This window comes from Streptomyces sp. NPDC048415 (genome assembly GCF_040651675.1).
GTDB lineage: Bacteria > Actinomycetota > Actinomycetes > Streptomycetales > Streptomycetaceae > Streptomyces.
Genome location: NZ_JBEZKJ010000004.1, coordinates 140,686 through 161,559, shown reverse-complemented (window position 1 = coordinate 161,559; position 20,874 = coordinate 140,686). Strand labels below are relative to the sequence as shown.

Sequence of the window (20,874 nt, the reverse complement as noted above, 5' to 3'; positions counted from 1 at the left end):
CCGCCCTCCTGGCGCAGGTCACGCGTACGCCAACCGGCATAGGAAGAACAGGAGCGCGCAGACCGCACCGATCCGGTCTGCTCCCGCTCCGCCGAACCGGCCCGCGACCAGGAGAGTGCCATGACCGGCGTTTCCACCCTCGACAGCCCGCCAGGGCCCGTCGCCCCCACCCGCTACACCGTCACCCTGGCCCGCGACGAGGCCGACGTCCGGGCCGCGCAGCGGCTGCGCCACGACGTGTTCGCCGGGGAGATGGGCGCCCTCCTGGCCAGCCCGCAGCCCGGCCACGACATCGACGCCTTCGACGCGTACTGCGACCACCTGCTGGTCCGCGACACGGTGACCGGCCAGATCGTCGGCACCTACCGGCTCTTGCCGCCCGAGCGGGCCGCGATCGCCGGACGGCTGTACTCGGAGAGCGAGTTCGACCTCGACGCGCTGGCCCCCATCCGCTCCGGACTCGTCGAGGTCGGCCGCTCCTGCGTGCACCCCGACCACCGCGACGGCACGGTCATCGGACTGATCTGGGCAGGCATCGCCCGCTACATGATCCAGAGCGGCCACGAGTGGCTCGCCGGCTGCTGCTCCATCCCGCTCGCCGACGGCGGCACGCTCGCAGCGGGCACCTGGGACCGGGTCAAGGCGAAGCACCTGGCACCCGAGGAGTACCGCGTACGGCCGCTGCTGCCCTGGTCCGCGGACGCGGTCGCCCGGCCCGCGCGCACCGAGCTGCCCCCGCTGTTGCGCGGCTATCTGCGGCTGGGTGCCTGGGTCTGCGCGGAGCCGGCGCACGACCCGGACTTCGGGGTCGCCGACCTGTACGTGCTGCTGTCGATGCGCCGGGTCGACCCGCGCTATCTGCGGCACTTCCTCTCGCTCGTACCGGCGTGATGAGCGCGCACGGCGTCGGAGCACCGGCACGGCCGGTGCTCGCCAGCGCATGGCTGCCCACCGCGCCCTGCTCCCCGCGCTCCTGCGTGGAGTCCACGGCGTCGTGGGTCGCCTTCCCGCGCGCCGTGCTGCGGCTCGCGGCGGTCCTGGCACTGGTCCTCGCCGGGGTGCTGATGTGCCCGGTCGTCGCACGGACACCGGCGGTACGGCGCGACCGATGGATCCGTCGCTGGTGCCTGGCCGTCGTGCGGGCCGCCGGTGTACGGGCGCGGATCATCGGAGCGGCCGAGCCCACCGGTGGCCTGCTGATCGTGGCCAACCACATCTCGTGGCTGGACATCCCGCTGCTCGCCGCCGTCCGCCCGGCGCGGATGCTCGCCAAGACCGAGGTGCGCGGCTGGCCCGTGGCGGGCGCGCTGGCGGCCCGCGGCGGGACCCTCTTCATCGAACGCGACCGGCTGCGGGCCCTGCCCGCCACCGTTGACCGGATCGCGCGGTCGCTGCGCGGGGGCGCGGCTGTCGTCGCCTTTCCCGAAGGCAGTACGTGGTGCGGCCGGGCCCGGGGGCACTTCCGCCGGGCCGTCTTCCAGGCGGCGCTGGACGCCGGAGTGCCGGTGCAGCCGGTGCGCATCCACTATCGGTTCGCCGGGGGAGTGGCGAGTACCGTGCCGGCCTTCGTCGGGGACGACACGCTGCTCGCGTCGCTGTGGCGGGTGGCGTCGGTGCGCGGGCTGGTGGCCGAGGTCGAGCTGCGGCCCGCGCTCGCGGCCGGCGATCACACCGACCGGCGCGCCCTCGCCGACGCGGCGCAAGGGGACCCGCGAATTGCGGGTTCACCGACCGGGGCACATCCCTGACACACCGACCCGAGCACGCCACGCGTGCGCGCCGGCCGACGCACGCCCTTGATGTACCGGTCCAAGTTCGCGACGCGTGCGCGCCGGCCGACGCATGTCCTTGACGTGCCGGTCCGATGCGTGACGTGTGTGTGCGGGCCGGCGCATGTCCTTGACGTGCCGGTCCGATGCGTGACGTGTGTGTGCGGGCCGGCGCATGTCCTTGACGTGCCGGTCCGATGCGTGACGTGTGTGTGCGGGCCGGCGCATGTCCTTGACGTGCCGGTCCGATGCGTGACGCGTGCGCGCCGGCCGACGCACGTCCCTGATGAACCAGTCCGAGCACGCCATGCGTGTGCGGGCCGACGCACGCCCCTGACGTGCCGGTCCGAGCACGCCACGCCTGTGTACCGGCCGATGTACACCCCTGACGTGCGGGTCTTATTGGCCCTGGCCGAGCACGCGGGCGAGGTAGGGTCCGGTCCGGCTCCCGGCCGCCGTCGCCACCTTCGCCGGTGGTCCCGCGGCCACGATCCGGCCGCCCGCCTCACCCCCGCCGGGGCCCAGGTCGATCACCCAGTCGGCGCCCGCGACGACGGTCATGTCGTGCTCGACGACCACGACGGTGTGGCCCGCGTCGACCAGACCGTGCAACTGGCGCATCAGCACCTCGACATCGGCCGGGTGCAGCCCCGTCGTCGGCTCGTCGAGCAGATAAGAGGTGTGGCCGCGGCGAACCCGCTGCAACTCGCTTGCCAGCTTGATGCGTTGGGCCTCCCCGCCGGACAACTCCGTGGCGGGCTGGCCGAGTCGCAGATAACCGAGGCCCACGTCGAGGAGGGTGGTGAGACTGCGCGTGACGGCAGGGGTGTCCGTCTCGGCGAAGAACCGCGCCGCCGCCTCGACCGTCAGGTCCAGCACCTGCGCGATGTTCCGTTCCCGGTAGGTCACTTCGAGGGTTTCCGGGTTGTAGCGCGCCCCGCCGCAGTCCGGGCAGGGCGCGTACGTGCTCGGCAGGAACAGCAGCTCCACGCTGACGAATCCCTCGCCCTGGCAGGTCTCGCATCGGCCCCCGGGGACGTTGAACGAGAACCGTCCCACCCCGTAGCCGCGCCGCCGCGCCTCGCCGGTCGCGGCGAAGACCTTCCGCACGACGTCGAAGAGTCCGGTGTACGTCGCCAGATTCGAGCGCGGGGTACGGCCGATGGGCTTCTGGTCGACGCCGACCAGCCGTCCGACGCCTTCGAGGTCCTCCGTCACCTGGCCGATCAGCGTGGACTTGCCGGACCCGGAGACACCGGTGACCGCGGTGAACACGCCGAGCGGGAATTCGGCGGTGACTCCGCGCAGGTTGTGCTGGGTGACCGGCCCGACCTTCAACCACCCGGCGGGTGACCGGACTTCGCGTACCGGGGCGGGAGAGCGGTCGAAGAGGAACCGGGCTGTCGCGGACTCCGCCACCCGCTCCAGCTCCGCGACCGGCCCGCTGTGCAGCACGCGCCCGCCGTGCTCCCCGGCGAGCGGGCCGACATCCACGAGCCAGTCGGCGCCCCGCACGACATCGAGGTGGTGCTCCACGACGAACACCGAGTTGCCCGCCGCCTTCAGCCGCTCCAGGACGGCGAGCAGGGCCTCCGTGTCCGCCGGGTGCAGTCCGGCGGACGGCTCGTCGAGGACGTACACGACGCCGAAGAGACCGGAGCGCAACTGCGTGGCCAGCCGCAGCCGTTGGAGTTCGCCTGCGGAGAGGGTGGGGGTCGCGCGGTCAAGGCTGAGATAGCCGAGGCCGAGCTCGACGACGGGTGCGATACGGGACCGGAGATCGCCGGTGAGGACCCGGGCGGCCTCGCTGGTTCCGTGCAGGGTGCGGGCCAGGTCCGCGAGCGGCAGCGCGGCCAGCTCGGCGATGTTCCGTCCCGCGAACCTCACCGCCAGCGCTTCCGGACGCAGTCGGCTGCCACCGCACACGGGGCAGGGAGTACTGGCGAGGAACCGCTCGGCCTTCGCTCTGAGTGTGGCGCTCTTGGTGTCGGAGAAGGTCTTCATGACATAGCGGCGGGCGCTCATGTACGTGCCCTGGTAAGGGCGTTGGATCCGGGTCGCGTCCCGCACCGGGTGCACGGTGACGACCGGCTGCTCGTCCGTGAAGAGAATCCATTCCCGCTCGTCGGCGGGCAGTTCCCGCCAGGGCCGGTCCACGTCGTGGCCGAGTGTGTCGAGGATGTCCCGCAGGTTCTTGCCCTGCCAGGCACCCGGCCACGCGGCGATCGCCCCCTCGCGGATCGACAGCGATGGATCGGGGACGAGCAACTCCTCGGTCGTACGGTGCACTTGGCCGAGACCGTGGCACTCGGGACAGGCACCGGCCGCCGTATTGGGCGAGAACGCGTCCGAGTCGAGCCGCTCGGCGCCCTCCGGGTAGTCGCCCGCCCGGGAGAACAGCATCCGCAGCGAGTTCGAGAGATTGGTGACCGTCCCCACCGACGAGCGGGACGTCGGCGCCGACCGCCGCTGCTGCAACGACACCGCGGGCGGCAGCCCGGTGATCTCCGCGACCTTCGGCGCCCCGACCTGATGGATCAGCCGCCGCGCATACGGGGCCACCGACTCGAAGTACCGCCGCTGCGCCTCCGCGTAGATCGTCCCGAACGCCAACGAGGACTTCCCGGAGCCGGAGACGCCGGTGAACACGGCGAACACGTCACGCGGGATGTCCACGTCCACCCCCTGAAGGTTGTGCTCACGGGCACCCCGGACGCGGACGTACGGGTCGTGGGGCGCGTGAGGACTTGGCATGGGTGGGACTCCTGGGAGGCCTCGCGGCCAGGGGGCTGGGGCAAACTCCACGATTCTAGGTCGTGGTCAGTCCCGCGACCCGGGCGAGCCTCCGGTGGGAGTCCAGGAGGGCCTCTCGGTCGTACGTACTGGTCGTGACCAGCACCTCCTGGGCTCCTGTCTCCTTGATCAGTGTCTCCAGCTCGTGGGCGACCCGCTCCTCGGTGCCGGCGATGTGGCCGGTCAGAGAGGACTCGTAGAGGTCGCGCTCCTTGGCGGTCATCCCCAGGTGCTCCACGCGCTCGGCCGGTGGAAGCGGCGGGAACGTGCCGTGCGTGCGGGAGTACGCCATCGACCAGGCCTCCGGGAGCAGCAGACGCCGCGCCTCCTCCGGAGTTCCGGCGACCGCGACGGTGCCCGAGACGACGACGTACGGCTCCCGCGCCCAGACGGACGGGCGGAACGTCGACCGATAGTGGTCGATGCCGCGCCGCAGCCTCTCCCGGTCCCTGAGGTCACCGATGACCATCGGCAGGCCCGCCCGAGCCGCGATCGTGGCGCCCTCGCCCATGGCGAGTACGAAGGGCGGCACGGTCAGGCCCTCGGCGGGGCGCGCGTGCACTCCGGTCGGCGAGGTGCCGCGGAACCAGCCGAGCAGTTCGGCGAGTTGGGCCGCGAAGTCGTCGGTGCCGGCGGCATCCCTGTCCCGCCCGAGCGCCTTGCGCACACCGTCCGTGAAGCCGACGGAACGGCCCAGGCCCATGTCGATACGGCCGGGGAACAAGGACTCCAGCACACCGAACTGTTCCGCCACGACGAGGGGTTGGTGGTTCGGCAGCATCACCCCGCCGGTGCCGACCCGGATCGTGCGGGTGGCGGCGGCGACCGCCGCGGCCAGCACGGTGGGCGCGGATCCGGCGACGCCGGGCATGCCGTGGTGCTCCGAGACCCAGACGCGGTGGTAGCCGAGCTTCTCGACGTCCTGCGCGAGGCGGACGGTCTCGCGCAGGGCCTCGTGCGCCTCGTGCCCCTCACGGGTGCGCGAGCGGTCGAGTATCGAGAATCGTGTGGCCTCCATGATCCCCTTCCTCGCGGCCTCGCGCGGGCAGGGGCGCTCCGCCCGTTGCGGTCGGCGCGATCACGGGCGTGGCGGCCGTCGGCATGACCTCAGGGTAGCAAGTGCGGCACAGAACTGATGAATCCATCAATCTGGCTGCGGTGCCGTTGACGTCCCGGTCAGGCGTCTGGACCGGGGGCCACATGGCTGCGGCCCCTCTGGGAACTCGCGACTCTCCGGCGCATGCCGCACAGAAGGGAAGGAGGGCTCTCATCGCTCCGCACACACTGATCTGGGAGGCCACGGCCGTCTGGCGTTCGGTCCGCCGGGCCGTGTCGGACGCGGGACCCGAGCGGGATACGGCGGTGCAGTCGCTCAAGGCGGCGGGAGCGGCGCTGCTGGCCTGGGCGGTGGCCGACTGGTGGTGGGACGCCCCGATGGCGTTGATGGCACCCTGGACCGCGTTGTTCCTGGTGCAGAGCACCGTCTACCGCTCACTGCTGTACGCGCTGCAGCAGCTCGCCGTGGTCGTCGTCGGCACGCTCCTCGCCGCCGCGGCGGGCGTGCTCACCCACAACGAGATGGCCGCGATGGCGGTGGCCCTCCCGCTCACCGTCCTGCTCGGCAACTACGCCCGCTTCGGCACTCAGGGCCTGTACGCGCCGACCGCCGCGCTCTTCGTCCTCGCATACGGCTCCTACAGCGGCTCCGACATCGCCTACCGGCTCCTGGAGACCCTCCTCGGTGCGGCGATCGCCATCTGTGTGAACGCCCTGGTCCTCCCGCCGGTCCACTCCCGACGGATGGGCCGACTGCGCGCTCAACTGCCTCAGGAATCAGCGGAGTTGCTGCACGACGTCGCCGACGGCCTGGCCCAGGGGCGGGACGAGGAGCAGGCACGCGGCTGGTACGACAGGGCGCAGCGGCTCACGGACGTGGTGACCGACCTCAGGGAGGCGCGCCGCTGGTCGGAGGAGAGCTACCGGGTCAACCCCGGCCGCAGGTTCCGCCGCGAGCCGCCCACGCCACCGGCCGTCGCCTGGGACTTCGTATGGGACCAGATGACCGAGCACATCGCGACGACGATACGGACCTTGGCGGAGCCCACCCGGCGCCCCCCGCTGCCGTCGGACGTGCGAGACGCCCTGGTCTCCGTGCTGCGCGCCGCCGGCGACACATGCCGATGCGACCAGCACGCCCGCCATCCCGCGGGCGGCGATTCCGCAGCCGTCCACGCGGCCGAGCAGGCGCGGCGCGCGCTGGCCCGCGCCGCCGCGGCACATCGCCGTCTGACCGCCCTCTGCCTGGACCACCACGGTGCCCCTGCGACCACCATCGGAGGCATCCTGGCCGACACCAGAAGGCTGCTGTCCGCCCTGGTGCGCATCGCGGATCCTGAAGCGGCCTTCGAACCGCGCCCCTCGGCACACCGCCCGTCCGAGCAGGCCACGGTGTCCTCGCGTCGGCCCAGCGCCCTATCGGGCGTACCGTCCAGTTATGAGTGACATGTGGTGTGTGCGGGACAATCATCGCGCGCACGACCAGTCTGGCGGGCTGCCGCCCGCTGCGACACCGGACCGGAGGTTGCCATGTCCGGGATCGACGATTCACCAGTGGGCGCCGGGTTGCTCGACGACGTACTCGGAGCGGCCGTGGCCGAGACCGTGCGGCGCACCGGCGCCTCCATCGGCGGGGTCTATCTGATCGAAGAAGCGGCGCCGGCGCTGCGGCTGGTGGTGCTGTGCGGTCTGCCGGTCGAATTCACCGCTCCCTGGCAGCGGCTGCCGCTCACCGCTCCCGTCCCGGTGGCCGACGCGATCCGCGAGGACCGGCTCGTCTGGGTCGGCGGGCAGGACGAGATGGCCCGCCGCTACCCGCGGGCCGCCGCCGTGCTGCCCTACCGGTTCGCTCTCGCCGCGATGCCGCTGACCGGGGTGCGCCGCTGCTGGGGCGGCATGGTGCTCATGTGGCCCGCCGACCATCCGCAGGAGATCACCCCCCGCGAACAGGGCCACATCACCTCCAGTGCCCACCGCCTGGCTCGTCTTCTCGACGACGCTCCGCGGCTGCCCGCCCTGCCCGACCAGCCCCACGTGGTCCCTGCCGAGGCCGTGCGTCAGCCGGAGCGGACCGGGCTGGCCGCGGCCGACTATCTCGAACGTCTCCCCGAGGGCGCGCTGGCCCTCGATCTCGAGGGCCGGATCACCTTCATCACCGCGACGGCCGCGCGTCTGCTCGGCCGCGGCGCGGACCGGTTGCTGGGCACGCAGCCCTGGCGCGCGCTGGCCTGGCTGGACGACCCCGTCTATGAGGACCACTACAGAACGGCGGTCGTCAGCCGCGCGCCCTTGTCCTTCACCGCCCTGCGTCCGCCGGATCACTGGCTGACCCTGCAGCTCTACCCCGACGCCAGCGGCATCAGCGTCCGCATCACCCCGTGTGGAGAACGGGCCGCGCCCGCTGCGCCGGTCGCTGCCCATCCAGCCGTCGTCGCGCCGACCGGCCGCCTCTATCAGCTCATCCACCTGGCCGCCGCGCTCACCGAGACGGTCACTGTGAAGGATCTCGTCGACCTGATCGCCGACCAGATCCTGCCCGCCTTCGGCGCCCAGGGCCTCGTACTGTCCTCCGCCGACGCCGGCCGACTGAGGATCATCGGCTGTCACGGCTATGCCGCCGACGTCATCGAAAGCCTCGACGGGCTCGCGCTCGACACCGACCTCACCCCGGCCGGCCAGGCCATCGCCAGCGGTACCCCCTGCTTCTTCGCCACTCCGGCCGAGATGGCCCACAGCTACCCCAAGGCACCGCAGATCAGCGACAAACAAGCCTGGGCCTTCCTGCCGCTGATCATCACGGGGAGACCGGTGGGCTGCTGCATCCTGTCCTACAGCCAGCTCCACACCTTCACCGCCGACGAGCGCGCCGTTCTCACCCCCCTGGCCGGTCTGATCGCCCAGGCCCTGGACCGCGCCCGCCTCTACGACGCCAAGCACCGTCTCGTCCACGGCCTCCAGCAGGCGCTCCTGCCCCGCACCCTGCCGACCCTGGCCGGTCTCGACGTCACCGCCCGCTACCAGCCCGCCAGCCACGGCATCGAAGTCGGCGGCGACTTCTACGACCTGCTGCGACTCGACGACGACACCGTCGCGGCGGTCATCGGCGATGTGGAGGGGCACAGCATCGCCGCGGCCGCCCTCATGGGCCAGGTCCGTACGGCCATCCACGCCCATGCCACCGCCGGCGCACCTCCCGACCAGGTCCTGGCCCGCACCAACCGGCTCCTGGCCGACCTGGACGCCAACCTTCTCGTCTCCTGCCTGTACGCCCACTACGACCTGAACCGTCACCACATGACCCTCGCCAGCGCCGGCCACGTACCCCCGCTGCTGCGCGGCGCCCCTCGCGAGGCCCGTGTCCTGGACGTCGAGCCGGGGCCCCTGCTGGGCATCGACACCGCTGCCCGATACCCCGTGACCCCGTTCCACGTGCCCGAGAAGGCCGTCCTCGCCTTCTACACGGACGGTCTCGTCGAGGTCCCCGGCGCCGACCCGGCGCTGACCACCACCGCCCTCGCCCGGCAACTGGCCGTCTCCGAGGATCACGACCTGGAGGACCTGATCGACAGCCTTGTCCACCACGCCTGGCCCACCGGCCAGCACACGGACGACATCACCTTGCTCCTCCTGCGCAACAACCGCCCGCAGCCGTGAGCGACGACCCAAGCGGCCGCTGCCCGCAGCCGTGAGCGACGACCCAAGCGGCCGCTGCCCGCAGCCGTGAGCGACGACTCGAGAGGCCGCTGTTCCGACGACGCCGATTCGGCCGTCGGTGGCGGCCGGGAGACTAAGGGGTCCGCGATCGGGCATGGCACTCCCGGAGGTCTTGACCGCGGTCCGCCCTGGTCGCCGCGCAGAGCCCCGCCCCCACCGCCAGCGAGAGCAGGAGTGAGCATGCAGTACGTGAAGCTCGGTTCGACGGGCCTGGACGTCTCCCGGATCTGCCTGGGCTGCATGAGTTTCGGGCTGCCCGACCGCGGCGTCCACGAGTGGACCCTCGACGAGGAGGCGTCACGCCCGTTGATCCGCCAGGCACTGGAGGCCGGGATCAACTTCTTCGACACCGCGAACGTGTACTCCGACGGCACCAGCGAGGAGATCGTCGGCCGGATGCTCGCCGACCTGGCGCGCCGCGACGAGATCGTCATCGCCACCAAGGTGAACGGCGCGATGCACGACGGCCCGAACGCGCGCGGCCTGTCGCGCAAGGCGATCATGACGGAGATCGACAACAGTCTGCGCCGACTGGGCACCGACTACGTCGACCTCTATCAGATCCACCGCTTCGACCCCACCACCCCCGTCGAGGAGACGATGGAGGCCCTGCACGACGTGGTCAAGGCGGGCAAGGCCCGTTATATCGGGGCGAGTTCGATGTACGCCTGGCAGTTCTCCAAGGCCCAGTACACGGCTCGGCTGAACGGCTGGACGCGGTTCGCCACGATGCAGAACCACTACAACCTCCTCTACCGCGAGGAGGAGCGCGAGATGCTGCCGCTGTGCGAGGACCAGGGCGTCGGTGTCCTGCCCTGGAGTCCGCTGGCCCGAGGCCGGCTGACCCGCGACTGGGACGCCACCACCGAGCGCAGCAGGGCCGACGAGTTCGGCAGGAACCTCTACCAGGAGGGCGACCGGGAGATCGTCGACGCCGTCGCCCGCATCGCCGCCGAGCGCGGGGCGCCGCGCGCGCAGGTCGCCCTCGCGTGGCTGCTGCACCGCGCCGGCGTGACGGCGCCCATCGTCGGCGCCACCAAGGCGGGGCACGTCGAGGACGCGGTCGCCGCCCTCGCCCTGGAGCTCACCGACAAGGAGATCGAGGAGCTGGAACAGCCGTACACGCCCAGGGCGATCAGCGGTCACTGAGAGACCGGTCTCCATTTCTGAATGGGCGGACGGAGCACTCGACCCGGGAGCGCTCCCAATGTCGAGCCTCGCCCGGCCGTGTGCGGGGTCAATGGCGGCTTGGGCCGGGTGTGGCGGGATTCCGGAATTCATTTTCGCACCCCCGGCTGACACTCAGTCAATTGTGGGCTCTCGGTGGAAAAGAGAAATGCCGAGAGCGCTTGTTCCGGCTCGGCGCCCTGTGCAATGGTGTGCCTTGTCGGCGTGCAGACAATATTCACTTCCCGCTGTACGCATACGGTGCGCCCGCGCGCCCCTCGCTCCAAAAGAGCTGCCCGAGGCGGTCGTTCGCGGCGCAACCCCCCATGGGTAGACCCTCCGCTTCGTCGGGCGGTCTACATACCCATTGGTATGGACTAATTCCTGCGTTACCTTTGGGAGGAAAGCGGACGTGAATGACCCATCGCTGTCTCATTCCCCAACAGTCGCTCGCTTGTTCGAGGTTCCGGATGAGCGTCTCGCGGCCGACCTGAAGAAGAGCCCGGGGAACACGCCCGCGCACTATCCCGTCGGAGAACTCCTCGACCGCCACTGGGAAGCGGTCTTCTCTTATGCGCGCCTGTGCACCCACGGTGTCCGTCCCGCGGGAATGCTCACCACGGCCTCATTCACCCGACTGTTCGGGGAATCGCTGCGGCAGACCGGGCCCACGGCGGCATGGCGGCCCCAACTCCTCGTCACCGTACGCCGCATAGCCGCCGAGTGGCTCGGGGACCAGCGGCGCGAGCTGCTGCACCCCGAGCTGCTCGCCGGCTCGGACCGCGAGAACCGGGCCACGGCGCGACTCCTTCCACCGGAGGGCAGGCGTCTGCTGTACCGGGCGTTCCAGCGGCTGCCCGAACCCGCCCGCTGTCTGCTGTGGCACAGGGAGGCCGACGCCGAACAACTGCAGGTGCCCGCCGCCCTGTTGGGCCTCGCCGCCGAGGACGCACCCGTCGAACTGCGGCGGGCCCGCGAACGCCTGCGCGAAGGCTGCCTGGAGATCCACCGCGAACTGGCCCCCGAGCAGGAGTGCCGCCGCTACCACCGCATGCTGGACGTGTCCCTGCGCCGCGGCGGTGTCGACCTCGACCCCGATCTGCGGGGTCACATGGCCAGATGCGTGCACTGCAGGTACGCCGCCGACCAGTTGAACCAGTTCAACGGCTCGCTCGCCCTCCCGCTGGCCGAGGCCGTGCTCGGCTGGGGCGCGCGCGCCTATGTGGAATCGCGGCCGGGACGCGCCACCGCGACCGAGGAGGTGACGGAACCTCCCGCGGCCGACCGGGCCGCCGGAGGCGCCACGACCGTCGCGCCCGCGGCACCCGGAGACTTCTCCGCTCCGGTCGACGCCCCTCTCCCCCCGGGACTTCCGCCCCGTGCCGCGCCGCACGGCCAGTCACCCGCCGGCTCACGGCCCCCGGCGCGCCGACCGGCCACAACACACAGAGCCACGACGCACAAGGCCGCCCGGCGCACCCCGCGCCGCCGGAACGTCGCTTTCGCGGTACTGACGGTGAGCACACTGATCCTGGTCCCGCTGGTCCTCTGGGCGGCCGGTTCCGGCTCCGACGGCGAGGGAGGGATGGCCGACGGCAACGGCTCCCAGGCGCCCGGCGCGGGTTCGGATGCGGCGCCCGGTGCGAACCCGTCGTGGATCGGGACCGGCGACCAGGCGAGCGGTGCCGTGCGGGGCAGGCTGCGCAACTCCGCGACCGGGCTGTGCGTCGCAATCGTCGGCAAGAAGCCGGCGAAGGGCATGGAGACCGACCTCACGTCGTGCACCTCTGCGTCGGCCCAGCAATGGTCGTACGAGGTGGACGGGCTGCTGCGCGACGTGGCCGATCCGGATCTCTGCCTCGACTCCCACCGAGGCTATTCGGTCCAACTCGCCCTCTGCTCGGGAGAGTCGCAGCCGGGCACCAAGAACATGCGCTACGACTTCACCCTCCAGGGCACCCTGGTGCCGCGCTGGAACCAGGACCTGGCCCTCGCGCCCGCCTCCGCCAAGGGCGGCGCCGCGCTGGTCCTCAAACTCCGCGAGAACGAGGCGGCCCAGCGCTGGACACTCGACACCTCCTCGCCCTCGCTTCAACTGGAGGTGGTCAACTGGGACTCCACGAGTGAATCGACGGCGCCCGCGACCCCGGCCCCTCCGGAGGCGTCGAAGACACCGTCGCCGAACGCCACGCGGAAGCCTCCGGCGACGCCGTCGGCACCCGGCCCGACGCCGTCGTCCGCCGCTCCGACGTACAGCTACTGCTACTACCCCTATTACTACTGTCCGGGGGAGGGGCAGTACGGCTCCGGTTATGGCTATGGCGGCCATTACTACGGCTACGGCTACGGATATGGAGGCCGCCGGTGAGTCGTCAGGACGCCGCGGTGTCCGACGGTGACGCCGCCGTGCCGAGGAACTCCGCCCAGCCGCCGAGCGGCGACTGCCCGGGGTTGAGGGTGCGCAGCTTGCGCAGAACCGCCGGGTCCTGAGCCTCCAGCCACTGAACCAGCTGCCGGAAGGACACCATGCGGACGTCGTCGTGCGCGGCGATCCCCGTGATGGCCTGCTCGACGGCGTCCATGTAGATGCCGCCGTTCCAGCGCTCGAAGTGGTTGCCGATGAAGAACGGGGCCCGGTTGCTCTCGTACGCGCGACGGAAGCCGGCGAGGTAGCTGTCGCGGGCCTGGGCGCGCCAGGCGGCGTACTGGGCACGGTCGCCGAGCGGGTTCGCGTTCGACTGGTTGGCCATCAGGTTGTAGTCCATCGACAGGACCTGGAAGGAGTGGCCGGGGAAGGGAATCGACTGGAGCGGGAATTCCCAGATCCGGCCGCCCTGCACCTTGCCGGGCCAGATCTGCAGTCCGCCGGGCGAGCTGGCGTCGTACTTCCAGCCGAGCTCGGCGGCGGTCGGCAGCAGATTGGCCTGACCCTCCAGGCACGGCGTGCGGCCGCCGATCAGCTCCTTGCGGTAGTCGAAGGGGAGCGGCTGGAGGTCGGTGAAACCGGTGTTGGTCTTCCACTCGGTGACGAAGCGGGTGGCCTGCTCGATCTCGCTGCGCCACTCGGCGGGCGACCAGCGGCGGACCCCGTCCGTGCCGCAGAAATGCCCGTTGAAGTGGGTGCCGATCTCGTGGCCCTCCAGCCAGGCGGCGCGTATCTGCTGGAGCGTGGCGTGGATGTGCCGATCGGAGAGATAGCCGATCGCGGAAGCCCCGACGGGGTGCTGCGGCGGCCGGTAGAGGTGCTTCTTCGACTCGGGCAGCGTGTAGATGCCGCTGAGGAAGAACGTCATCGAGGCATCGTGCTCGGCGGCGATCGTGCGGAACCGGGAGAACAGCTTGTTGCTGAGCTCTCCCGCGCCGTCCCAGGAGAAGACGACAAACTGCGGCGGGCGCTCGCCGGGCTTCAGCCGCTCCGCCTTCGGCTGCCCCGGCTGGGCTCCGGTGTCGGCGGTGGAACCGTCGCCGATCAGCTTGGCCGGCTTGTGTGCCGAGGCGTTCGCGTCCCCCTTGCCGCTCACCGACCAGTCGTTCGCCGAGCAGGCGGAAAGCGCGCCCAGGGCGCCCGCCGACGCCGTCGCGGTCAGCAGCCGCCTGCGTGAGACACCGCTCATGATCATCCCCCGATTTCTCGGTACGGCCCCTGTCGCGCGGCCGGAGCTTGCATTTCCCGTGACGCGCCGTTTCGGGGAGTGCGTCAATCGGTGGGATGCGCGGAATTCCGGAAAGGGTCGGGTGGATCAGGACACGTAGCCGTTCCGTGACAAACCCCGCCGACCTGCGGGGCAGGTGGCGGGGCAGTGGGGACTGAGGTCGGTGGGGTCAGACTCCGGTGCCGGCTTGGACGACCGTCAAAGACACCGACGAGGCGTTGCCGGACACGGGCACCTTGCCCTGCGTCCACGTCACCTTCAGCGAGTCCTTCTCGTCGGGCGGTGTGACGAGCAGCGCGGCGGGCGTCGCCGTACGGGCCCCGCTGATCTCCGGGTTGGAGAAGGTCAGGCCGGCCCACGCGCTGTGCCCGGGCGCCAGCGTGACCGTCGTCGGCGTGCTCGAAGAACGCCGGGGGTCCGGGCCCAGCTGCTTGCCGGACGCGTCGACGAACGCCGCTCCGGGGTAGCCGCGCACGGTGCAGGTGCGCCCGGAGCTGTTGGTCAGGACGACGGGGAAGTTCTCCTGCCCCGCGCCCGGGTTGTTGGCACCGACAGACGCGCGCAGCTCGGAGGTGTGGCAGCGACTGCTGCCCGAGGCGGTTCCCGACGAGGCGGAGGCCGCCCCCGAGGTCGCCCCCGAAACCGTGGCGGACGCCGTCGGGGCCGCGCTCCCGGACGGGCCGGCCGTGGCGCTCGTACCACCGTCCGAGCTCCGGTCACCCGAAGCGGGCTCGGCCGTGCCGGGAAGCTTCTGCGGCGTACTGTGCGGGGTGTCGTTGCCGCAGCCGGTGAGCAGGCCCAGCACCGCGACGGCCGCGAGCAGCGCCGCCCGCCGGGCGGGAGTCGAAGTGCGGTGGGCGGGAACCGTGTCTAGCCGGTCCGTGTCCGCCACGCCGCGCCGGAAGGTCGCCATGTCACCACTCCTTGAGAAATCACCGCACGCGCCCTGACGCGCGCACGACGCGTTGTGCCCCGTCATCAGTGTCGGATGCACCGGAGCGCGAAAAAGTTCGCGGAATCGGCGCACGGAATTCGCCGGGCGCGACCGCGGTGGATCAGGAGGGGCGGGCGCGGCCTTGGTGGGGCGGTTTCGTCGGGCGCGGCCTTGGTGGAGCGGCTTCGTGGGCGCTGCCTTTGTAGATCCGCTTCGTCGGGCGCGGCCTTGGTGGAGCGGTTTCGTCGGGCGCGGCCTTTGTAGATCCGCTTCGTGGGGCGCGGCCCCCGTCGATCAGGCTCCGACCCGTACGGAGCCGATCACGCGGTCGGCCGCGTCGTCGCCTCCGCCTCTGTTCTGGCGGATCTGTACGTAGACCTGGGGCTGCCCGGCGCCGCCCGCCGGAGTGAGCCCCGCCTCGGTGAGGGAGCCGCCGTTGCCCGGGCAGTCGCTCCAGGTCCGTATGAGACCGTGCCAGTGTGTGCCGCTGTAGGCGCGGCTGCCGTCGTAGTGGCAGCCGACGTGCGCGATCGCGCGGACCTCGGCGGTGAGGTCGCCGTGCTCGCTGAGGCCGATGAGCGCTCCGTTGACGCCCGAGCCGAGGTCCTGCCACTTCGCGAGATCGTCCGCGACGGCGAGTCCGGGCTCCTTGGCGCCCTCCAGGCCCAGGGCGCGCGGATTCCAGCCGGAGTCGCGCAGCTGGTGGCCCCAGGCTGCGGGCACCTCGGCCGTCACGCGGCCCGTGCTGTCCTCGACCCGGACGGTCTGCGCGGCGGGCCCCCGCGTCACGATCGCGGCGGTGAGGCCGACGGCCCCGGCCACGACGGCGACGGCCAGCGCCGTGAGGACGGCGCGCCGACGGCCCCGAGGCGCGGGGGAGGCCCCGCCCGGCACGTCGCCGGTCAGTCGGTCGAGCTCCGCGGCGAAACCGGCCGCTGTGGGCCAGCGCCGTTCACGGTCGGGTTCCATGGCGCGCATCAGCGTTCGCTGAATGTCGGGAGCCAGGTCCGTACGGAGCCGATCGGGCCGTACGACCTTTCCGGGCGGGCCGGGAACCGAGCCGGTGACGAGGTGATAGCCGAGGGCGCCCAGGCTGTACACGTCGGCCCGCGCGTCGATCCCGGAGCCGGGCTGGGCCTGCTCGGGCGGCGTGTAGCCCGCCGAACCCGCCGCCATGGTGAGCCCGGACGCCTGGGCCAGGCTCTTGGCCAGACCGAGGTCCGCGAGCAGGACCCGGTCGCTTTTGCCGGGTGTGGTGCGCAGCAGGACGTTGGTCGGCTTGATGTCCCGGTGCACGATGCCCGCCTCGTGCAGCGCGGCCGCGCCCCGGGCCGCGGACGCCGTCAGCCGCAGCGCCTCGGCGACGGGCAGCGGTCCGGCCGCGACCCGGTCGGCGAGGGTGCCCCCGTCGGCGTATTCCATGACGAAGTAGGGCCTGCCGTCCGGGAGTTCACCGATGTCGTAGACCTGGACGACCCGGTTGGAGTCGGCCTTGCGCAGCAGCCGCGCCTCGGAGAGGAAACGCTCCCGGATGTCCAGGTGGTCGATCCAGTTCTCGGACAGCACTTTCACGGCGACACTTGCCTCGAGGACGTCGTCGTGGGCCAGCCACACCACGCCGAAGCCGCCGGCGCCCAGGCGCCGGTCCAGACGGTAGCGGCCGATCCGCTCCAGGGGATCCATCAGCATGGACAACCCGTCGCAAAGCCCGTGAGCCGGCTGCTTCGACTGCCGTCAGGGTGGCTTGGCGTCGCCGCATCGCCGGTGGTGCCCGACGAAGGCACCTGAAGGGTCCCGTACGAACCGTTCTCCTGCGGCAGACGTCGAGGAAAGGGTGCGGAGGGGCTGTGCCCTGTTGGTCGCGTCCGTGGCGGCGTACGCCTCCTGTGTTCACCAGCGGGCATGTGCTCTCCAGGGCAGGGCGGATGCCACGAGCGCGGTGCTGTGGCCGCTGTCCGTAGACGGGTTGCTGCTCCTGGCAACGGTCGGGTTGTTGAAGCCTACCCGTCACGTCAGCCGCCGAGCACGCTGCACCGTGCGGATGGCGTTCTTCCTCCGGATCGCGGTCTCGCCGGCGGCCAATGGCCGCGGCACCCACACTCGCCAGGCGGCCGATCCTGGTCGCGGGGTGGCCGCCGGTCGCTCTCCTGTCCTCGGTCGAGCTGCTCGCCCCGCATCGCACGGACCGAGCGGTGAACGAGAGCGCGCGGCGACAATTTCGGTCGTGCCGTGCAGGAGTTGGTGCCGGGCTGGACGCATTCCCGCGAGACCGGTGGAAAGTGTCGTCATCGGTCTTGATCGATGGGTAGGGCCAGATGAAGCTCGTAGCCGCCGTCGTCGGTGGGGCCGGAGGTGATGGTGCCACCCAGGAGTCCGGCGCGCTGACGCAGACCGGCGAGGCCGTGGTGGGCGCTGGGCAGGGGGATCGCGGATCGGGTGGGGGCAGTGTTGGTGATGGTGGTGCGGATGGCGCCGTCCATGTGGTGGATGCGGATGGTGGCCGCGGCACCGGGGGCGTGTTTGCGGACGTTGGTCAGGGCTTCTTGGACGGTGCGGTAGACGGCGCGCTGGATGGTGGGCGGAAGGTCTTCCGGCAAGTCCGTATCCAAGTGAGCTTCGAGTCCGCTGCCGTCGACCAGCCGCTGCAGGTCGGCGAGGGAGGGCTGGGGCGTGAGTTCGCAAGGGCGGCTGCCGGAGGCGCGCAGCACGCTGACCATGTGTCGCAGTTCGTCCAGGGTCTGCACGCTGAGCAGCCGGATCGTGGCCGCGGCCTTGCGGGTATCGGCGTCCCGACTGCTCACCTGGAGCGCTCCTGACTGAACGGCGATGAGGCTGACCTGGTGGGAGACCACGTCGTGCATCTCCCGGGCAAGCTGTGCGCGCTCCTTCGCCAGGACGCTCTGGGCGGTCAGCAGCCGTTCGTGCTCGCGGGCCTCGGTGATTTCGGTGAGCCGCAGCGACAGTTCGCGCTGGGCTTGGACGAGTTGGCCCAGGAAGACGGGGGCGGCTGCCGTGGCCACGGCGTAAATGAGGTGGACGAGGTTGTGGGTGCCGGCGAGTTCGGCGGCCCTCAATGCCGACCACGGCCAGGGCAGGAAGTCGATGATCGCGTAGGCCAGTGCGCAGCCGGCCAGCAGGACACGGTGGCGGCTGAGTGAGGAGAGCGTGTACAGCGCGGCCAGGGTGGCGAACACCGCGTCGGTGACCAGGGCGGTGGGGAGCGTGAGGACGAAGGCCGTCAGCGGCAGGCGGCGGCGCAGAGCGAGGGCGAAGGCGGCGAGCAGTGCGCAGGCCATGGCCGCTCGCTGTCCGATGTCCACGTTGGCCCACACGTCCGCCAGCGCGACCAGGACGAGGGTGGCGTCCAGGAGTGGAGCCGGCGGTCGTCGGAGGCTCATCGGGTGTCCCCGTCCTGCGATGGCCCGAGGAGGCCCGCGCGCTCGGCGATCAGGGCTGCCTGGACGCGGCTGCTGACCTCCAGTTTGCTGAGTACGCAGCTGACGTGGCCTTTGATGGTGCCGGCGCTCAGGTGCATCCGTTCGCCGATGTCGGCGTTGGCGAGTCCTTCCGCCATCAGTACGAGGACGGCGCGCTCGCGCTCGGTCAGCCGGTCGGTGAGGCGGACGGCGGGTTCGCGCTCGCCCTTGTCGAGATAGCCGTCCACCACCGTGCGGGTGACCCTCGACGACAGCACCGTCCCGCCCTCTGCCAGAGCTCGAACCAGGTAGGGGAGCTGCTCGGGGTCGGTGTCCTTGAGCAGAAACCCGGCGGCGCCCGTGCGCAGGGCGGTCGCCACGTACTCGTCGGCGTCGAACGTGGTGAGGATGGCCACCACCGGAGGGTCCGGCATGCGGCGGAGGTCGGTCAGGACGGTGAGCCCGTCCACATCCGGCATCCGGATGTCCAGCAGGACGACGTCCGGGTGCAGCTCCCGCACGGTCGCAATGGCCTGGCCGCCGGGGACCGCCGCGACGACCTCGATGTCGTCCGCCGTGTTGAGGATGTGCGTGAAGCCCGTGCGGATCAGGGCTTCGTCGTCGATCACGAGTACCCGGATCACGTGCGCTCCGCTCGTCGCATGCCTGCCGTTCGACGCGTACCCGGTCGGGAACAGTCCGTCGCCCGACTGGATGTGTTTCCCGCCGGTTGGCGGCGCGCTCTCAGCCGGTTGGTCGGGGTGGCTTCGGCCGGTCGGCGGGGTGTCTTCGGAAGCGTGCCCGGTGGGTTTGCGGCGGGTGGTCTGCGATACCTGAAGACATGACGCAGAACGCATCGTCGGCGATGCCCAGACCTGTGCCGTACGAGCGTGCGGCGGCGGACCGTTCCCCCTCCCCGTCCCCCTCCGCCGGCACACCGTCGACGGGACGGCTGATCGGCATCGACCTGGCCCGCGGCCTCGCGGTCTTCGGCATGTTCTCCGTCCATGTCGGCCCCGACGTCTCGGTGGGCGGGCCGGTGGGCTTCCTGCTGGAGGCGGCGCGGGGCCGCTCATCCGCCCTCTTCGCCGTGCTCGCCGGCTTCTCCCTGATCATCGTCACCGGCCGTCCGCATCCCCGGACCGGGCGCTCCGGCCGTCAGGCGGTGACCAGGATCGTGATCCGCGCCGTCGTCCTGATGGCGCTCGGCTACGCCCTGACCGCCCTGGACACCCCGGTGGACGTCATCCTCAGTTTCTACGGGACGCTCTTCCTGGCCGTCCTCCCGCTGTACCGGTTGCGGGCGGGGACGCTCGCGCTCATCGCCGCCGCCGGAGCGTTGGTCCTGCCCCAGGTCCTGTACGGGGTCAGGCAGTCGATCGAAGCCGGGAACTGGGCGGACGCCGTCACTGCCTGGGACCCGCTCGCCGCGAGCAGCGGCACCGACGGCATCGTCGAGCTGCTGTTCACGGGGGAGTATCCGGTTCTCACCTGGATGCCGTTCCTGGTCGCAGGCATGGCGGTGGCCCGGCTCGATCTCACTCGGCCCGGCATCCGATCCCGCCTGGCGCTCACCGGCGGGGTGCTCGCCCTGGTCGGCTACGGCGGCTCGTGGCTCGCCCTGCGCCTGGTCCCGAGCGCCCTCACCGCCGTCGAGGCCGCCACGGGCGGCGGTTCAGCGGCGTCAGCGTGGTGGTCGGACGCCGTCGGCAGACCCGAGGGACACACCCCGCCCGCCTGGCTACTGGTGGCCGCACCGCACAGCCAGACGACCTTCTCCATCCTCGGCAACACGGGCATCGCCCTCGTGGTACTGGCCGCGTGCCTGACCGTGGCCGACCGGATGCCGCGGCGCCTCACCCGCCTGACCGCACCGGTCGCGGCGGTCGGCATGACGGCGCTGACCGTCTACGTCCTGCACATCGTCGCCCTCTGGTTCTTCGCCGACGTGTGGTACGTGGCCGCGGTCGAGGGCGACACCATGTCGGCGCTGCCGGTGCTCCTTGGCTTCATCGCGGCCGCCATGCTCCTGGCGACCGTATGGACCCGCCTGTTCCGGCGCGGCCCCCTGGAGCACCTCCTGCACCTCGCCACCCGGCCCGCACGGCACATCCAGTGAGACGAGGGCGGTGTCGCCGCGGAGCCGGGTCAGCGGCGGTCCCGCTCGTCGCGCCTGTCCGGGAATGACCGCAGAGCCATGTCCGTCACCTCGGCCCCCACCCCCGCGCGGTCGGAAACCACCGCCGAGCGAAGGGAACGGCCCGCCAAGAGCGAAACGAGCCACCAGACTGCGGCGACCGGGTCGATGTCGTGGCGGACTCCCTACCGGACAACCTCTGGGCCCCGCGCGGCTCGCGACGCGATGCCTGGTC

General features: G+C 71.5%; 15 protein-coding genes. 8 read left to right on the top strand and 7 right to left on the bottom strand.

Annotation, left to right across the window (positions count from 1 at the left end):
* Nucleotides 1-120 precede the first annotated feature (120 nt).
* Both AB0D27_RS05125 and AB0D27_RS05120 read left to right on the top strand, forming a co-directional pair.
* The gene (locus tag AB0D27_RS05125; protein WP_362502152.1) at nucleotides 121-891 is read left to right on the top strand and encodes a GNAT family N-acyltransferase; all 771 of its coding nucleotides are present in this window, start codon (nucleotides 121-123) and stop codon (nucleotides 889-891) included.
* A complete protein-coding gene (locus AB0D27_RS05120) occupies nucleotides 891-1,748 on the top strand; it encodes a lysophospholipid acyltransferase family protein (RefSeq protein ID WP_362502150.1) in 858 nt (285 codons plus the stop codon). Before AB0D27_RS05125 ends, AB0D27_RS05120 begins: the two co-directional genes overlap by 1 nt.
* Nucleotides 1,749-2,168: 420 nt before the next feature.
* On the opposite strand, the gene AB0D27_RS05115 is transcribed toward AB0D27_RS05120, so the two are convergent.
* Together AB0D27_RS05115 and AB0D27_RS05110 are read right to left on the bottom strand one after the other, a co-directional pair.
* The gene (locus tag AB0D27_RS05115; protein WP_362502148.1) at nucleotides 2,169-4,523 is read right to left on the bottom strand and encodes an excinuclease ABC subunit UvrA; all 2,355 of its coding nucleotides are present in this window, start codon (nucleotides 4,521-4,523) and stop codon (nucleotides 2,169-2,171) included.
* A gap of 55 nt (nucleotides 4,524-4,578) precedes the next feature.
* Complete coding sequence (locus tag AB0D27_RS05110; protein WP_362502146.1) at nucleotides 4,579-5,580, bottom strand: LLM class flavin-dependent oxidoreductase; 1,002 nt, start codon at nucleotides 5,578-5,580, stop codon at nucleotides 4,579-4,581.
* Nucleotides 5,581-5,891: 311 nt separating this feature from the next.
* Between AB0D27_RS05110 and AB0D27_RS05105 the strand changes: the two genes are divergently transcribed.
* The 4 genes from AB0D27_RS05105 (at nucleotide 5,892) to AB0D27_RS05090 (ending at nucleotide 12,867) form a co-directional block, all read left to right on the top strand.
* Entirely contained in the window at nucleotides 5,892-7,064 is a 1,173-nt protein-coding gene (locus AB0D27_RS05105; protein ID WP_362502144.1) for an FUSC family protein, read from the top strand.
* A gap of 84 nt (nucleotides 7,065-7,148) precedes the next feature.
* The gene (locus AB0D27_RS05100) at nucleotides 7,149-9,272 is read left to right on the top strand and encodes a SpoIIE family protein phosphatase (protein WP_362502142.1); all 2,124 of its coding nucleotides are present in this window, start codon (nucleotides 7,149-7,151) and stop codon (nucleotides 9,270-9,272) included.
* Between the two features lie 240 nt (nucleotides 9,273-9,512).
* On the top strand, nucleotides 9,513-10,481 hold the full coding sequence (locus tag AB0D27_RS05095; protein ID WP_362502140.1) for an aldo/keto reductase: 969 nt from the start codon (nucleotides 9,513-9,515) through the stop codon (nucleotides 10,479-10,481).
* Between the two features lie 628 nt (nucleotides 10,482-11,109).
* Nucleotides 11,110-12,867, top strand: a complete 1,758-nt coding sequence (locus tag AB0D27_RS05090; RefSeq protein WP_362502371.1) for a ricin-type beta-trefoil lectin domain protein — start codon at nucleotides 11,110-11,112, stop codon at nucleotides 12,865-12,867.
* Between the two features lie 4 nt (nucleotides 12,868-12,871).
* Here AB0D27_RS05090 and AB0D27_RS05085 read toward each other — a convergent pair whose 3' ends face one another.
* The 3 genes from AB0D27_RS05085 to AB0D27_RS05075 form a co-directional block, all read right to left on the bottom strand.
* Complete coding sequence (locus AB0D27_RS05085) at nucleotides 12,872-14,113, bottom strand: hypothetical protein (protein WP_362502138.1); 1,242 nt, start codon at nucleotides 14,111-14,113, stop codon at nucleotides 12,872-12,874.
* Nucleotides 14,114-14,321: 208 nt separating this feature from the next.
* Nucleotides 14,322-15,065 (bottom strand): DUF4232 domain-containing protein, encoded by a 744-nt coding sequence (locus tag AB0D27_RS05080; protein ID WP_362502136.1) that lies wholly within the window; start codon nucleotides 15,063-15,065, stop codon nucleotides 14,322-14,324.
* Nucleotides 15,066-15,380: 315 nt separating this feature from the next.
* Nucleotides 15,381-16,769 (bottom strand): serine/threonine-protein kinase, encoded by a 1,389-nt coding sequence (locus AB0D27_RS05075; RefSeq protein ID WP_362502368.1) that lies wholly within the window; start codon nucleotides 16,767-16,769, stop codon nucleotides 15,381-15,383.
* Nucleotides 16,770-16,920: 151 nt separating this feature from the next.
* Here AB0D27_RS05075 and AB0D27_RS05070 point away from each other — a divergent pair, with 151 nt between their 5' ends.
* A complete protein-coding gene (locus AB0D27_RS05070; RefSeq protein ID WP_362502365.1) occupies nucleotides 16,921-17,442 on the top strand; it encodes a DUF2637 domain-containing protein in 522 nt (173 codons plus the stop codon).
* Here the strand turns inward: AB0D27_RS05070 and AB0D27_RS05065 are convergent.
* Entirely contained in the window at nucleotides 17,372-18,484 is a 1,113-nt protein-coding gene (locus tag AB0D27_RS05065) for a histidine kinase (protein ID WP_362502134.1), read from the bottom strand. The two genes, AB0D27_RS05070 and AB0D27_RS05065, sit on opposite strands and share 71 nt — an antisense overlap.
* Complete coding sequence (locus tag AB0D27_RS05060) at nucleotides 18,481-19,146, bottom strand: response regulator transcription factor (protein WP_362502132.1); 666 nt, start codon at nucleotides 19,144-19,146, stop codon at nucleotides 18,481-18,483. Before AB0D27_RS05060 ends, AB0D27_RS05065 begins: the two co-directional genes overlap by 4 nt.
* Nucleotides 19,147-19,343: 197 nt before the next feature.
* Here AB0D27_RS05060 and AB0D27_RS05055 point away from each other — a divergent pair, with 197 nt between their 5' ends.
* Nucleotides 19,344-20,621, top strand: a complete 1,278-nt coding sequence (locus tag AB0D27_RS05055; protein ID WP_362502131.1) for a DUF418 domain-containing protein — start codon at nucleotides 19,344-19,346, stop codon at nucleotides 20,619-20,621.
* Nucleotides 20,622-20,874: the final 253 nt, after the last annotated feature.

Excerpts from the sequence above, each read along its gene's own strand:
- AB0D27_RS05125 (WP_362502152.1), top strand. The coding sequence starts at position 121 with ATGACCGGCGTTTCCACCCTCGACAGCCCGCCAGGGCCCGTCGCCCCC.
- AB0D27_RS05120 (WP_362502150.1), top strand. The coding sequence starts at position 891 with ATGAGCGCGCACGGCGTCGGAGCACCGGCACGGCCGGTGCTCGCCAGC.
- AB0D27_RS05115 (WP_362502148.1), bottom strand. The coding sequence starts at position 4,523 with ATGCCAAGTCCTCACGCGCCCCACGACCCGTACGTCCGCGTCCGGGGT.
- AB0D27_RS05110 (WP_362502146.1), bottom strand. The coding sequence starts at position 5,580 with ATGGAGGCCACACGATTCTCGATACTCGACCGCTCGCGCACCCGTGAG.
- AB0D27_RS05100 (WP_362502142.1), top strand. The coding sequence starts at position 7,149 with ATGTCCGGGATCGACGATTCACCAGTGGGCGCCGGGTTGCTCGACGAC.
- AB0D27_RS05095 (WP_362502140.1), top strand. The coding sequence starts at position 9,513 with ATGCAGTACGTGAAGCTCGGTTCGACGGGCCTGGACGTCTCCCGGATC.
- AB0D27_RS05090 (WP_362502371.1), top strand. The coding sequence starts at position 11,110 with ATGCTCACCACGGCCTCATTCACCCGACTGTTCGGGGAATCGCTGCGG.
- AB0D27_RS05085 (WP_362502138.1), bottom strand. The coding sequence starts at position 14,113 with ATGAGCGGTGTCTCACGCAGGCGGCTGCTGACCGCGACGGCGTCGGCG.
- AB0D27_RS05080 (WP_362502136.1), bottom strand. The coding sequence starts at position 15,065 with ATGGCGACCTTCCGGCGCGGCGTGGCGGACACGGACCGGCTAGACACG.
- AB0D27_RS05075 (WP_362502368.1), bottom strand. The coding sequence starts at position 16,769 with ATGGATCCCCTGGAGCGGATCGGCCGCTACCGTCTGGACCGGCGCCTG.
- AB0D27_RS05065 (WP_362502134.1), bottom strand. The coding sequence starts at position 18,484 with ATGAGCCTCCGACGACCGCCGGCTCCACTCCTGGACGCCACCCTCGTC.
- AB0D27_RS05055 (WP_362502131.1), top strand. The coding sequence starts at position 19,344 with ATGACGCAGAACGCATCGTCGGCGATGCCCAGACCTGTGCCGTACGAG.